The organism is Chryseobacterium sp. JUb7, from assembly GCF_024806495.1.
Classification (GTDB): domain Bacteria; phylum Bacteroidota; class Bacteroidia; order Flavobacteriales; family Weeksellaceae; genus Chryseobacterium.
This window is the reverse complement of sequence record NZ_JANUFF010000002.1, coordinates 360324-374356: the sequence shown is the minus strand read 5'-3', so window position 1 is coordinate 374356 and position 14033 is coordinate 360324. Positions and strand designations below refer to the sequence as shown.

The window sequence follows — 14033 nt, the reverse complement described above, 5'->3', positions numbered from 1 at the left end:
TTCTATTAATATGAACATAAACGGAAAGAATGCCATTGTTACAGGTGGTGGAAGAGGACTTGGTAAAGCAGTGGCTTTGGCACTGGCTAATGAAGGAGTGAACGTTGGGATCACGGGAAGAAACGAGGAAAATCTTAAAATGACCGTTGAAGAAATCAAAAACACTGGTGTAAATGCAGCTTATGCTGTTTTCACAGTTGATAACGAAATACAGGTAAAAGCGGGAATCGAATCTTTGGCAGAACAATTGGGAGGGGTTGATATCTTAATCAATAATGCCGGAATCGGTGATTTCGGAAGTATCGAAGAAATGCCTTCTGAAACTTGGGAACAGGTGATTAAAACCAATCTTTTCGGAGTGTATTATGCAGCAAAAGCAGTACATCCTTTTATGAAAGCAAAAGGAGAAGGGGATATCGTTAATGTAGCATCAACAGCCGGTTTGAAAGGCGGTCCTAATATGTCGGCATATGCGGCTTCCAAAGCAGCGGTGGTTTCTCTGTCTCAGTCTATGATGGCGGAATGGAGAAAACAAAACATCCGTGTGATCACATTGACGCCTAGTACAATTGCTTCTGATATGTCTATTCAGGGTGGATTGACAGACGGAAACCCGGATAAGGTTCTTCAGCCTGAAGATTTCGCAGAATGGGTAAGAGATATCCTGAAAATGAACAGAAGAGCATTGATTGCAAATGGTTCTATTTTCTCTACAAATCCTTAATGTACTTTAAATTTTTGGGGGTTCAATAAACTTTAAATGAATAATATTAATGATAGCGGACTTTGGTCCGCTTTTTTTGTAAGGTTTGAGAATTGTTTATATAGTTTCGACTAGCCAAAGGCCCGCTGAAACTCTATAAAAGTATAGTGCCTGTTTGATTTTTTGTTATTTATCATCCGGTCAATTATTGAGAACTTAAATTGCCGTTATTTTTTAATAAACGGGTTTTTTATTGATGTATTGATTTGTTTAATGGTTGTTATGTGGTTTTTTTGTATGTTTATGCCTGAACTATTAACACCATGTCAAAAATGAGAAGAATATTTATTCTGTTAAGTTGTTTTCTCGCTAATGTTGCTTATTCGCAAGTAAATGTTACGGCAACATCAGGAACAGCTTCAACAAGTTATACAACCCTTAAAAGCGCTTTTGATGCTATTAATTCAGGGGTACATCAAGGAATGATCAATATCAGTATTACGGGTAATACAGCGGAAACAGCTACAGCACAATTAAATGCTGTACCCACTTATACATCAGTTTTAATAAAACCGGCTCCCTCTGTAACTCCTGTAATCTCCGGAGCAGTAGAATCCGGGGCTTTGATAAAAATTTTAGGAAATAATGTGACGATTGATGGTTCTAATACCATTGAAGGGGCAAGTCGGGATTTAACGATTAATAATACTTCTGCGACATCTCCTGTCGTTGTCTATTTGGGATCATCAACAGGTACAGCTCCACTGGATAATGTTATTTTTAAAAATACAATCTTTATCAATGGAGCCAATACAAGTTCTGCTATTGTCTTAGGTAATGGATCGGCGGTGAGTAGCGGATATTTTAAAAATATTACTCTGGAAAACAATGATATTCGTACCGCTGATATAGGAGTCTACATTTACGGAAATCAAACAGATAAAACGGTCGGAACAGGACTTTTTGTTAAAGATAATACGTTGACTGCCGGGATTAGAAATATCGGAATTTATTTTCAGGGGGTAGGCGGAGCAGCTGTTATTTCAGGGAATACGATTTCTAATATTACCAACTCAATTCCCGGAACATCAAATAGTACAACGTATCAGATGGGCATCTGGCTTTCAACAGATACCAATAATACGGCTGTTAAAAACAATACGATCTCTAACATCTCCAATACAGGAGCGGGTATAAATACCATTACCCGTGGAATATATGTCTCCAGTGGTGTGACTGCAACCAATATAGAGATTAGTGGAAATATTGTTTCTGATATTGTATCTCCGGGATTATATTGGGATAGTATATGTGGTATAGGAGTGGCTGCTGCCAATACCAGAACTTTCTCCAATAAAATCACTTCTGTGCAAAATACTTCTGTAGCTCCGGCTTCAGGCATTTGTTTGGCATATCCTGTTTCAGATGCTGCAGGTTATGTGTATAATAACTTTGTATCAAATGTTATTTCAGTGGGTAGTACTTCAAATGCCAGGGCCAATGGGCATGGAATTTATGTTATTATCGGGAAAGATTACAAAATTTATAACAATACTGTAAATCTGAATATCAACCAGACTAATGCGGGAATTACCTCTGCTTTTTATGTTGATGACTTTGTGACTACAGTAGGAGCACTGGATTTGAGAAATAATATTTTGGTAAATTCACAGACTACAGGAACAAGATACTCTGTCTATTCTGTGTCGGCTAACAATATTTTTTCAAATATTGATTATAATAATTATTACAGTTCGGGTAATTTAGGATATATAGTGGGCTCTGTTGCATCTTCATTATCGGGTATGCAAACCTCTTTTGGTGGAAATATAAATTCTAAAAATATCGCTCCGAATTTTGTGTCAGCTACAGATTTACATTTAATAAACTCTTCTGTCAACTCAGGATTGGATAATTCAGGAACTCCTATACCATCAGTTGTTACAGATATTGATAATGAGATAAGAAATACTGCTAGTCCAGATATAGGAGCTGATGAATTTTCATCAATTCTGGCAGTTTCAGAATCTGTGAAAAATAACTTTTCAGTATATCCTAATCCTTTTACAGATTTATTGAATTTTTCTGATATTAAAGGGATTAAAAATATAATTGTTTCCGATATGTCAGGCAGACAAATTAAAAATTTAAATCCTGCTTATGAAATTAATCTGTCGGACTTAACCGCCGGATCTTATGTTATTTCTCTGATCACTGCAGATAAAACAGCAAAAACGTTTAAAGTCATCAAAAAATAATACGGAAAAGTATCGGAAATATATAATGAAAGCGGGTTAGCCCGCTTTTTTACGTGAAAATAGATCATTCCGGATAGGTTTGAAAACAAAAGCACAATTTTCCGGTAAATCAAAAAACAAGTTTTATTTTTGCAACAAATTATTCACATGCAAAATTATTTAGAATTCGATTTTAAAATTTCTCCGCTTCAGCCCTGGAGTGATATATTAATGGCAGAGCTTATTGAAATAGGTTTTGACAGCTTCACAGAAGAACTGGAGGGCATTTTAGGATATATTCAGAAAGATTTATTTAATGAAGAAGAGTTAAAAGCACTTCCGCTTTTTCAGAATGAAGAAGTGAAGATAGAATATACTTTTCAGGAAATGCCTAACATCAACTGGAATGAAGAATGGGAGAAGAATTTTGAACCCATTAATATTGATGATAAAGTATTAATCAGAGCCGAGTTTCATGAATCTGTTCCCGGAATGCATGAGATTGTTATTCAGCCAAAAATGTCTTTCGGAACGGGACATCACCCAACGACGCACTTGATGATTCAGCAGATGATGGATATTGATTTTAATGGAAAAAAAGTCCTTGACATGGGGTGCGGAACTTCTGTGTTGGCAATCTATGCAAAACAGCAGGGAGCAGGCGATACAAAAGCAATTGATATCGATGAGTGGTCTGTAGAAAACTCAAAGGAGAATGCAGCAAGAAATAATGTTGAGCTGGATATTGAACAGGGAACTGCTGAGAATTTAGGAAAAGAAAATTACGATATTATTTTGGCTAATATCAATAGAAATATTCTGATTTCCGATATTCCGACTTATGTTTCTGTTTTAAATAATGGGGGTAAATTATTACTTTCAGGATTGTGTTTCTTTGATGTAGACGATATTTTAGAAGTCTGCAAAGAAAACGGACTGGAATTGAAAAAGAAGCTTCAGAGAGAAGAGTGGGTAAGTTTATTACTTGAGAAATAAAACACTGCAAAATATTAATATGAAATCTCTATTTACTGTTTTATTTTTATTTGTCATTCAGGTTTTCTCTGCTCAGGAAGAAGAAATGGAATATGCGAACGGAATTTTTAATTTCGAAGAGAATAAAACCCAAAAAATTTTTACAGATTGGACGAGAGTAAGGCAGTCACCGAAAGTCGATGCACAGATTCTGGACTCTTTACCCACCAATCAGCAGGTTCTGATCGTTAAGCAGGATGAAACCATCTTAAAATTGGGCGAGAGAAGGTCAAACTGGTATAAAGTATCTTATCAGAAAGGCGATAAAACCTCCGAAGGTTATATTTGGGGTGGAAACCTTTGTGTCGGATACAGAAATAAAAACGGCTATGATTTTCTTTTCGGTCTCACCAAGACCATTAATAAAAAGGATAAACAGTATCCGGATATTATTATTCAGCAAAATATAGCATCCATTAAAGTTGTTGAAGGAAATACCTTGGTTGATGAGGTTTCTTTTGATACCGGTTCGGGTGAAAGCTTGAGTTATGGAACATTTTTCATTGAAAGCAATCATAAATTGCAGAATGTTGAATTAACCTTAAAAGCGATGGTTTCCGGCGAGGCTTGCGGAATTGCGAGCTATGATCAGTATGTTCTTTTTAAGGACAAAAAACTGGTTGCTCTGCCTCAGCTGATGAATGTTGGAGATGCAGATGTATACTATCATTCAGAAGAATTTGTTTTCCCTAATGATAAAGGCGGAATTCAAAATGCTTTCATCTTTAAAATGGAGGAAATGGAAAGAGATGATAAAGATCGTGAGAAAAAGAAAAAGTCCTCAAAAATCTATCTATGGGACGGAAATTCATATAAATTGAAATAAAAATTTTTAATTTTTATGATGGTAGTGAAAGAAAATATTGATTTTAGCTTATTAAGAAAGAACTTCGAAGAAAATGGTGTTAAGCTGTTTCCTTCTGATTTGGATGAAATCAAAGCTTTTCAAAATAAATATAATGTTGAAATTCCACAGGATTTGCAGGATTATTATTTGAAAATTAATGGAAGTGGAAATGAAACCTTAAACAATCTTTATGAATTTTATAATATTAACCGAATCAAGAAGGTTAATGAAGAATTAATCAATTGGACTGGAATTCCTGATTACAGTAAATTAAATTTCGACGGAATGGAAAATATTTACGTATTCGGAGAATATGAATTTAATTTTTATGCTTTTGGAATTGAATTGTTTCAGGATTTTTCTTCTGAAAACAAAGTTTTTATTTTTTGTGGAAAAAATTTTAAAATCATAGCAAATAGCTTTACAGAGTTTATAAATTTATACTTAAATAAATCTGAGGACATTTATATTTAAATAGTTAAAAAGGTATGGATTGTTTTGTTTACGCTTTAGAACATACTTATATTGATGAAACTCACCGTGACAGTAAGTTTTTGGGCTATTTTGACGATCCTGAAAAAGCGGAAAAAGAAAAACAAAGATTACTACATTTTCGGGGCTTTTCAGATTATCCCAATGATTTTTATTTGAAAAAAGTAGGATTGAATAAAATTCATTGGCAAAATGGATTTACAGAAGTTGTTGGAGAAATAGGACGGGATTATTTACCGGAAGATGATTGTGTTCCTGATTACAGCCAAATAATTAAAAAACTCAATTTAAAAAAGGTTTTTAAGGTAAGTCATGTTTATACAATTCATACATTTTTAGATGACGAAAGAGAGATAGGTGTTTTCTCCGATGAAAAAATGGCCAATGATGTAGTCGATTTTCTTAAACAAAAAGAAGGTTTTAATAAATATCCGAATGATTTTATAGTTAGTGAAATTTTGCTAAATGATTGGCAATGGAGCTCGGGATTTGGATAATGTCTGAAAATGATCTGAAAAAATCACAATGAGTTTTAAGTTTTTTCAGCTTTTCACTATATCTTTCGCTTCGCTACATAAAAGGATGTCGTTGTATTCGGGGCTAGGTTTATGCTTATTTAAAGGTTTGTAATAAAAACAAAAAAACTCACAATGAATTGTGAGTTTTCGTGAGCGCGAAAGGATTCGAACCTTTGACCGTCTGCTTAGAAGGCAGATGCTCTATCCAGCTGAGCTACGCACCCTAAAGGCTTTTGTTGTCGGGGCGGCAGGATTCGAACCTGCGACCTCCTGGTCCCAAACCAGGCGCGATGACCGGACTACGCTACGCCCCGATTGAGGTCATCTAAAACAGTGTGTATTACCTTGTTTTTTGTGGTTGCAAATATATAATGTTTTTTTGAATTGTGAAAATAAAATGTGAAATAATTTTAATTAATATTTCAGGATATTTTTTTATTGAATTTATAAGGTTAATAACCATGGTGTTAGAGTGAATTATTTTAACAATAAAAAATTGAAGTTTTATCCATATTTTCTTTGTTAATGGCGATTTCAAGGATTTTTAATATTTTAGATTAAGAGATAATCATATCGTATATTTTAAACTTAAGAGTTTATTCGGGAAAAATAATGAGACTAAAATAGGAGTGGAAAACGTAAATTTACAATATTATGAAGATAGATGTAACTGCTTAAAAACAAAAATGGATTGAAATACAAAAGTGATACGTATGCAGATCAAAAAAGAGGTCTGAAATTGCTTAAGAATAAATCAAAATGACTGAGGTTATTATTTTGGCGGTTAAAGGAATTGACGATCAGGAATTGCTTGAATTTACGGGAAGTTTTATTAAAAACTGAATTAGAATAAAAATGAAAGCTGAAAAATTGAAATAGACAATTAAAAATGTAAGAGAATATTTAATTTTTAAGAATAATTTAGTTTAAAAAAACAAAAAACCTCACAACAAAAGTTGCAAGGTTTATGTGAGCGCGAAAGGATTCGAACCTTTGACCGTCTGCTTAGAAGGCAGATGCTCTATCCAGCTGAGCTACGCACCCATTAGGGTTGATTCTCGCTTAGTTAAAATAAGCGCGTTAAAAAAGTCGGGGCGGCAGGATTCGAACCTGCGACCTCCTGGTCCCAAACCAGGCGCGATGACCGGACTACGCTACGCCCCGAAAAGATATATAGAAAAAGCGGAGGGTAAGGGATTCGAACCCTTGCGACACTTTCGCGTCGACAGTTTAGCAAACTGCTCCATTAACCACTCTGGCAACCCTCCTGTTTATCTTGTTTTTTAATGATCGTTGTTCCGTTATTGCGAGTGCAAATATAGAACAGATTTCTTTATTTACCAAATATTTTTCAAGAAAAATTTGTGTATTTTTGAGGTAATAAATGATTAAAAAATTAAACTAATGCGTAAGACATTATATATCATCGGATTAAGCGCTTTTGTTTTTTCGTGTACTCCACAAAAAAATATTACGAAAAGTTCATATAAGCCTAAAAACCCAGTGACACAGCCAAAAACTGCTGTAAAACCTCAGACTCCGGAAAAGCCCAAAACGCAAATTACAAATGATCATGGAGTAGAATTTTATACTACCAATATAGCAGATCCTGCAAAAAATGATAATACGGCAAGTTATGGTTCAATAGTCTCTGCAAAACCTGCAGGATATAAAGTGGTAAAAACCTATTTTCCGGCCATTGCTCAGAATTTCAGACAGAGATATTTGATCTTACATTATACGGCGCTTCCGGATGATAAGTCAATCACTGTTCTTACTCAGCAGTCGGTGAGTGCACATTATCTTGTAAATAATACAGGAGATAATGAAATCTACCAGTTGGTTGACGAAAACAAACGTTCGTATCACGCAGGAGTAAGTGCCTGGAGAAACGATAAAAATCTTAACGATACTTCTATCGGAATTGAAATTGTAAATGCAGGGTACACTGCTGATGCTACCGGAAAAAGAATATTTGCAGTCTTTAATGATGATCAGGTAAAAAAAGTGGCAGCTTTAGCCAAAGATATTATTACAAGATATAATATTCCTCCGACAAATGTTCTGGCACATTCGGATATTGCTCCGACAAGAAAGCAGGATCCGGGACCTATGTTTCCATGGAAGAAGTTGTATGATGAATACCAGATCGGAATGTGGTATGATGAAGCTTCGAAACAAAACTTTGTAAGTCTCGGACAGGTTGACTTTGCTGCAAAATACAACGAGCCTTCTTTTGTATACAGTGTACAGACCGCATTACAGAAATTCGGATACGCCCTTGACCTAAGCGGAAAATGGGATGACATGACCAAAAAAACAATTGAAGCCTTTCAGTATCATTTCCGCCCTCAAAACTATGACGGGATCATGGATATAGAAACATGGGCAATATTGCAATCTTTAAATCAGAAATATCCCGTAAAATAAGTAATTTTGAAGCGCATTCGTAAAGGATGCGTTTTTACTGTTCAAAATAAAACACATTAAAAAAATCTGTAATGGAAAATTTCAGAAAAGAAAGCGATCTACTGGGTGAACTGGAAGTTCCGGTAAATGCTTATTATGGAGTTCAGACTCAAAGAGCAATCAATAATTTTAAAATTTCAGGACAGCTGCTGTCTTCATATCCCGATTTTATCAAAGGGCTGGCTTTTGTAAAAAAAGCAGCTGCAAAAACAAATTATGAATTGGGATTACTGGATGAAAGTTTATATTTCAAAATTGCAGAAACCTGCGATGAGCTTATTGATGGTAAACTTCATGAGCAATTCCCTGTAGATATGATTCAGGGTGGGGCTGGTACTTCAATTAATATGAATGCCAATGAGGTAATTGCCAACAGAGTACTGGAGAAATTAGGTAAACATAAAGGGGAGTACGAATTTTGCTCACCCAATGATCATATCAATCTTTCACAATCTACAAACGATGCATATCCTACCGCAATCAAGATGGGATTATTGCATATGAACATCGGTTTGGTGGAAAGACTTAAAAAAATCGTTGCTGCTTTCCGTGCAAAAGGACAGGAATTTCAGGATGTTATTAAAATGGGAAGAACACAGCTTCAGGACGCTGTTCCGATGACATTGGGGCAGGAATTTGAAGCATTTGCAGCAACGTTAGAAGAAGATATTTCTAAATTAAATAACAACGCAGATCTTTTTGTAGAAGTTAACATGGGAGCTACAGCGATCGGAACAGGTTTGAATGCACCAGTTGGATATGCTGCCTTGTGCGCGAAAAATCTGGCTCAACTAACAGGTTTTCCTGTGATTTCCGCTCCGGATTTGGTTGAGGCAACACCTGATACAGGTTCTTATGTGATTTATTCTTCAGCGATGAAGCGTCTGGCTTTGAAATTATCGAAAATATGCAATGATTTAAGATTGCTTTCTTCAGGGCCAAGAGCCGGACTTTTTGAAATCAATCTTCCTCCAATGCAGCCGGGATCATCTATTATGCCGGGAAAAGTAAATCCTGTAATCCCGGAAGTAGTGAATCAGGTATGTTTTAAAGTAATTGGAAATGATCTGACGGTAACTTTTGCTGCCGAAGCAGGACAATTACAGCTTAACGTAATGGAGCCGGTACTTTCGCATGCAATTATGGAAAATATCAATTTTCTTTGCAATGCTTTGGATACGCTTCGTGATAAATGTGTAACAGGTATTACGGCCAATAAAGAAGTTTGTTTAAACATGGTGAAGCACAGCATCGGAATTGTAACGGCACTTAACCCATACATTGGTTATAAACAGTCTACCCAGATTGCAAAAGAGGCTTTGGAAACAGGAAAAAGTGTCTATAACCTGGTGTTGGAAAAGGGAATTCTCTCTCAGGAAAAGCTGGACGAGATTCTTGATCCTAAAAACATGTTGAAACCTCATAGCAAATAATATTTCGTGAGTAAAATAAAAAAAACAGTTCAGGCATTACAAAATATAGCTCAGGAGCCTAGTTTGCTCAATCTTGTGCTTAATGACCGGGAAGTAAGGAAAAAAGAATTTCTTAAAAAATATCCTCATTTAGAAACCCTTCCTCAGATCAGTTTTTTTGATCTGAGTGAGGATTTTGAGGAAAATATTGATATCTGTTTCTTAGACGGAGCTTCTCTTCCTACGGATTTAGCCCTGTTAAAAACTCTGGCGAAAGGAAAAGAATCGTATTTTGAGATCGGAACATGGAGAGGAGAAAGTGTCTGGAATGTGGCTAAGGTAATTGATGACTGTACAACATTAAATCTTTCGCATCAGGAAATTCTGGAATTGGGTATCGACAGAAAATATGCAGATCTTCACGGAATTGTTTCTAAGAAAAATCCTGCAATCCTTCATTTGGAGGGCAATTCAAAAAATTATGATTTTGCGGGTTTAAATAAAAAATACGACTTTATTTTTATTGACGGGGACCATTCGTATGAAATGGTGAAAAATGATACAGAGAAAGTTTTCCAGCATCTTGTTCATGAGAATACGGTTGTTGTGTGGCATGATTATGCTTTTAACCCGGAAAAAATCCGTTATGAAGTTTTTCAGGGGATTCTGGACGGTCTGCCCGGAGAGTTTCACCAAAATCTATATCATGTGGCCAATTCAATTTGTGCAGTCTTCATTAAAGGCAGCTTTAAAACAAAGAAATTTGAAAATTTAAATGAGCCCGAATTTTTATTTGAAGTAAATTTGAAAATAAAAAAATAAGGTGAGGTTTTTAATTATCATTCCTGCTCATAACGAAGAAAATAATCTTTCCTACACATTGGAATCTTTAGAAAATCAAAGTTTTAAAGATTTTAAAGTTGTTGTTGTTAATGATGGATCTGTTGATAAAACGCCGGATATTATCAGAGGTTTTATGGCAAGAGATTCACGTTTTGAAACTGTTAACCTTGAAAAATCAGCTCATCAACCAGGGTCAAAAGTCGTAAGCGCCTTTAATAATGGTTTAAAAACTCAGAATATCAACGAGTTTAATGTCATTTGTAAATTTGATGCAGATATTATCCTGCCTGAAAATTATCTTAAAACGATAGAAAATGCTTTTCAGGAAAATCCGACATATGGGCTGATAGGAGGATTGCTGTATATTGAAAAAAATGGAGATTGGGTATATGAAGGAAATTCCAATAAGCATCATGTAAGAGGACCGATGAAAGCCTATCGAAAAGAATGCTTTCTTGCTATGGGAGGGCTGCGCGAAACCCTTGGCTGGGATAATATAGATTCTGTTTTGTTGGATAATCTGGGCTGGAAAGAGATCGTTTTTCCTGAGTTGCATGTGAAGTTAATCAAGGTAAAAGGAGCTGATTATACGATAAAACCTGCCGATTATTACGGAAGATATTTCTATTTTTTAGGGTTAAACAGATTCTTAACTTATATTGCGGCTTCAAAGGAAGCCATGAAAAGTAAGTCGCCTGATTTCTTTATTCAGATTGTGAAATCTTACGAAAATTGCCGTTCAAATAAACTCGAACTGAAGATATCAAAAGAAGAGCAAAAGATTGTCAATAACAAGCGTTGGCAACTACTGAAAAAGAAGTGGCTGAAATTATAATTTCTGCTGTAAATAGAGACCTATAAGTCATCCTGAACCTTTTGAAGGCTGACTTTTTCACAGAATTCAATAGATTTAGTTAAAATTTCAACATTTGAAAAAAATAGCCTACATAGAAATAGATAACCATCATGCGGAAGTTGCTTTGTCATTCATGGAAATTATGGAGGGCTCCCAGCAGTTTTCAGTGGATTATTATTTCTCCGAAAAAATAAAAAAACAAGTGGGAAGAGAAGGTTATATTTTTGTTTCTGACAGTTCAATGATTATAGATCAGTTAAAGGAAAAGAAATATGATCTTATTGTTATCGGAACTGTACATCGTTTTTTCAATACTTTTCAGGCTATTGTTCAGCGTTATAATACGGCAGTTATTGCCCATAATCTGAATTTTGTAAAGGCTTCCAAATTCGGGTTATTTAAAAATATTTTCAAAGAAGATATGATTTACAGGCTTAAGTTATGGCTGAAAGAAGGTTTGTTTTGTGTGCCAAAAGTATATGAAACGGCAAAACTTCTGGTACTCGATGAGTCACTTTTATCCGAGGAATATCAGTTTTTGCCTATTTTTTACAACAAAAATTTTGATAAAACGAATGATGAAGTTCTTACTGTTGTTATTCCTGGGGGAGTTTCTCAGAAACGAAGAGATTATAAAAAAGTGATCTCAAAAATAAAAGAGCTTGAAAATCAGTTTAAAGTGGGGGAGGTTCTTGAAAATAAATTAATTGAATTCGTATTTTTAGGAAAAGTTGTTGAAAAGGATGAGTTAAAGGAAATAACTGATTTGGAGCGGGCTCTTGAATATGTTAACATCACTTATTTTACAGAAAGAGTTTCTCAGACTGATTTTGAAAAATGGATGAATAAAGCAGATGTTCTGTGGTGTCCTATTCAACGCAATACCAGGTTTTTCAGTCAAAAAGAAGTGTATGGACTTACAAAAATGACGGGTAATATAGGCGATGCCATTAAGTATGGTAAAATGGCTGTTTTTCCTGCTGATTATCATTCAGAGCTAGGCTTTATTGTTCCTGAACAGAAGGACGTGATGACACAGTTTCAGAAACTGAAGACCAGTAGTTTTGATTTTCAGACTGACTATAATAAAGCAACAGTACAGGCTAAGCTCGAAAAAATTTTGGAAGGCTTGATTTCTATTTAAATTTAAACATACTTTTGATGAAATTCTTATTCAAATAATCCTCAATCGGAAAGATTTTAGTGAAATAATTCCCAATATAGATCAGGATCAGAACAACTGCCGGTTTGTAAAAAAGATTAATGAAATTATTATCAAAATTAGGCAAAACAATGGCCACCGTAATGGCTAGTGTGCAGATAATAGAAACAAAAATCATTTCAATAGTCAATGGTGAAACTTTAAACATAATGTAGTTGAAAATGATTTTCACGACATTGTAAGTGGTTAAAGAGATGGCAGTGGATAAAGCGATTCCAATGAGTTTTAAGTCTGTATTTTTAATGAAATAAAGATTTAACCCGATCGTTAGCCCCGCCAATAAAAGCATGACCAGAATATTGAATTTATAATACTTTGAAAGTGAAATAATATTCCCGTTGAATCCTGTTGCCAAATCCAGTAAAACCGCTGATCCCCAAATCCATACCACAGGTTCGTATTCTCTCAGCATTGTACCGTTTTTAGGCATAAACTGTGTCAGATAAGGAAACCCTACCATAATACACGAAAATAAAACAGCGCCTAAAAAATATAATGTAAGAGAGGTTTTCTTGTGGAATTTATCCAGTCCCTCCATATCTCCGTCTGCAAGATTTTTGCTGATAATGGGAGCTGAAACATTGAATAATCCCAGTTGAGGAATCGAAATTAGCGAAATTAAAGCATATAGAACCGCATAAATTCCATTTTCTTCCATTCCCATAAATTCGCCGATCATAAGACTGTTAATGGCCAGATAGTTTCCAAAAGTTCCCAGAAATCCAAAGAAACTATAATTAAAAAACTCTTTCCAGAAGCCGTCTTTCTTGAAATAATCAGTGCTGAAATCCAGATTTATCTTTTCTAATTTATTGGTGTAATAAATATAACCGAAGAGCATTAAAGCAAACATTCCGAAGAAGAAGGCAAAAGCAATGTTTTGTGATAGAGAAAAATAAATAACCAGGCAGAAAGCGCCTAAATTGGCTATTTTTGGAATGAGATTGTCAAAAATATTAGAAACAACGATTCTTTTGTAGTTTGAAATGTATTTATTGAAAACAGCACAGAATGATAGGATAATGACCAGTGGTAAGATAATTTCCTTGGCTTTCCAGGCTTCCGAGTGTTTAAATTTCGGGTAAATATGAGGCAGAATAAAAAAAACGACAGTAAAAATTAAAAAATTAATAAAAACGGCAAGCAGGGACAAGGAGAGCATATTCTGTTTTTTGCCGTCTTTATCCACCGCATGGAAAAACTTCACATTGGAATAGGAGATTCCCATCACTACAAACGGAACCAGAAATTCTGCGCTGGGAAGAATGTAGCGAAGTTTTCCGTAAAATTCAAAATCATTAGGGAAAATAAATATCGCCGACACAGTACCCAACAAAAAACCAATGTATCCAATAATGGAATATTTGAAGCCTTGCCTTGCTACTACACTCATATTTTT

The 14033-nt window shown here is 35.0% G+C and carries 12 protein-coding genes and 5 tRNA genes; 11 read left to right on the top strand and 6 right to left on the bottom strand.

The window, feature by feature from the left end; translation table 11 throughout:
• Positions 1-10: 10 nt before the first annotated feature.
• The 6 genes from M2373_RS05325 (at position 11) to M2373_RS05300 (ending at position 5811) form a co-directional block, all read left to right on the top strand.
• Positions 11-724, top strand: coding sequence for a 3-ketoacyl-ACP reductase (locus tag M2373_RS05325; protein WP_259108375.1), 714 nt, complete (start codon positions 11-13; stop codon positions 722-724).
• 311 nt (positions 725-1035) lie between these two features.
• Positions 1036-2961 (top strand): T9SS type A sorting domain-containing protein, encoded by a 1926-nt coding sequence (locus M2373_RS05320; RefSeq protein WP_259108373.1) that lies wholly within the window; start codon positions 1036-1038, stop codon positions 2959-2961.
• A 147-nt stretch (positions 2962-3108) separates the two neighbouring features.
• The gene (prmA, locus tag M2373_RS05315) at positions 3109-3936 is read left to right on the top strand and encodes a 50S ribosomal protein L11 methyltransferase (RefSeq protein ID WP_259108371.1); all 828 of its coding nucleotides are present in this window, start codon (positions 3109-3111) and stop codon (positions 3934-3936) included.
• 19 nt (positions 3937-3955) lie between these two features.
• Positions 3956-4801, top strand: a complete 846-nt coding sequence (locus M2373_RS05310; RefSeq protein WP_259108369.1) for an SH3 domain-containing protein — start codon at positions 3956-3958, stop codon at positions 4799-4801.
• 15 nt (positions 4802-4816) lie between these two features.
• The gene (locus tag M2373_RS05305; protein WP_259108367.1) at positions 4817-5296 is read left to right on the top strand and encodes an SMI1/KNR4 family protein; all 480 of its coding nucleotides are present in this window, start codon (positions 4817-4819) and stop codon (positions 5294-5296) included.
• 14 nt (positions 5297-5310) lie between these two features.
• Positions 5311-5811, top strand: a complete 501-nt coding sequence (locus M2373_RS05300; RefSeq protein ID WP_259108365.1) for a hypothetical protein — start codon at positions 5311-5313, stop codon at positions 5809-5811.
• A 171-nt stretch (positions 5812-5982) separates the two neighbouring features.
• Here the strand turns inward: M2373_RS05300 and M2373_RS05295 are convergent.
• The 5 genes from M2373_RS05295 to M2373_RS05275 all read right to left on the bottom strand — a co-directional run bounded on the left by M2373_RS05295 (position 5983) and on the right by M2373_RS05275 (position 7100).
• Positions 5983-6056, bottom strand: a tRNA-Arg gene (locus tag M2373_RS05295).
• Between the two features lie 15 nt (positions 6057-6071).
• A tRNA-Pro gene (locus M2373_RS05290) sits at positions 6072-6146 on the bottom strand.
• 656 nt (positions 6147-6802) lie between these two features.
• Positions 6803-6876, bottom strand: a tRNA-Arg gene (locus tag M2373_RS05285).
• 45 nt (positions 6877-6921) lie between these two features.
• Positions 6922-6996 (bottom strand) — tRNA-Pro (locus tag M2373_RS05280).
• Positions 6997-7015: 19 nt separating this feature from the next.
• Positions 7016-7100 (bottom strand) — tRNA-Ser (locus tag M2373_RS05275).
• A 136-nt stretch (positions 7101-7236) separates the two neighbouring features.
• Here M2373_RS05275 and M2373_RS05270 point away from each other — a divergent pair.
• From M2373_RS05270 to M2373_RS05250, 5 genes are all read left to right on the top strand, one after another.
• A complete protein-coding gene (locus M2373_RS05270) occupies positions 7237-8262 on the top strand; it encodes an N-acetylmuramoyl-L-alanine amidase (protein ID WP_259108363.1) in 1026 nt (341 codons plus the stop codon).
• 71 nt (positions 8263-8333) lie between these two features.
• Positions 8334-9734 (top strand): aspartate ammonia-lyase, encoded by a 1401-nt coding sequence (gene aspA / locus M2373_RS05265; RefSeq protein ID WP_259108361.1) that lies wholly within the window; start codon positions 8334-8336, stop codon positions 9732-9734.
• Between the two features lie 6 nt (positions 9735-9740).
• The gene (locus tag M2373_RS05260; protein WP_259108358.1) at positions 9741-10535 is read left to right on the top strand and encodes a class I SAM-dependent methyltransferase; all 795 of its coding nucleotides are present in this window, start codon (positions 9741-9743) and stop codon (positions 10533-10535) included.
• A gap of 1 nt (position 10536) precedes the next feature.
• Positions 10537-11391 (top strand): glycosyltransferase family 2 protein, encoded by an 855-nt coding sequence (locus M2373_RS05255; RefSeq protein WP_259108356.1) that lies wholly within the window; start codon positions 10537-10539, stop codon positions 11389-11391.
• A 94-nt stretch (positions 11392-11485) separates the two neighbouring features.
• A complete protein-coding gene (locus M2373_RS05250) occupies positions 11486-12556 on the top strand; it encodes a hypothetical protein (RefSeq protein WP_259108354.1) in 1071 nt (356 codons plus the stop codon).
• Here M2373_RS05250 and M2373_RS05245 read toward each other — a convergent pair.
• Entirely contained in the window at positions 12549-14027 is a 1479-nt protein-coding gene (locus M2373_RS05245) for a lipopolysaccharide biosynthesis protein (protein WP_259108353.1), read from the bottom strand. The two genes, M2373_RS05250 and M2373_RS05245, sit on opposite strands and share 8 nt — an antisense overlap.
• Positions 14028-14033 lie beyond the last annotated feature (6 nt).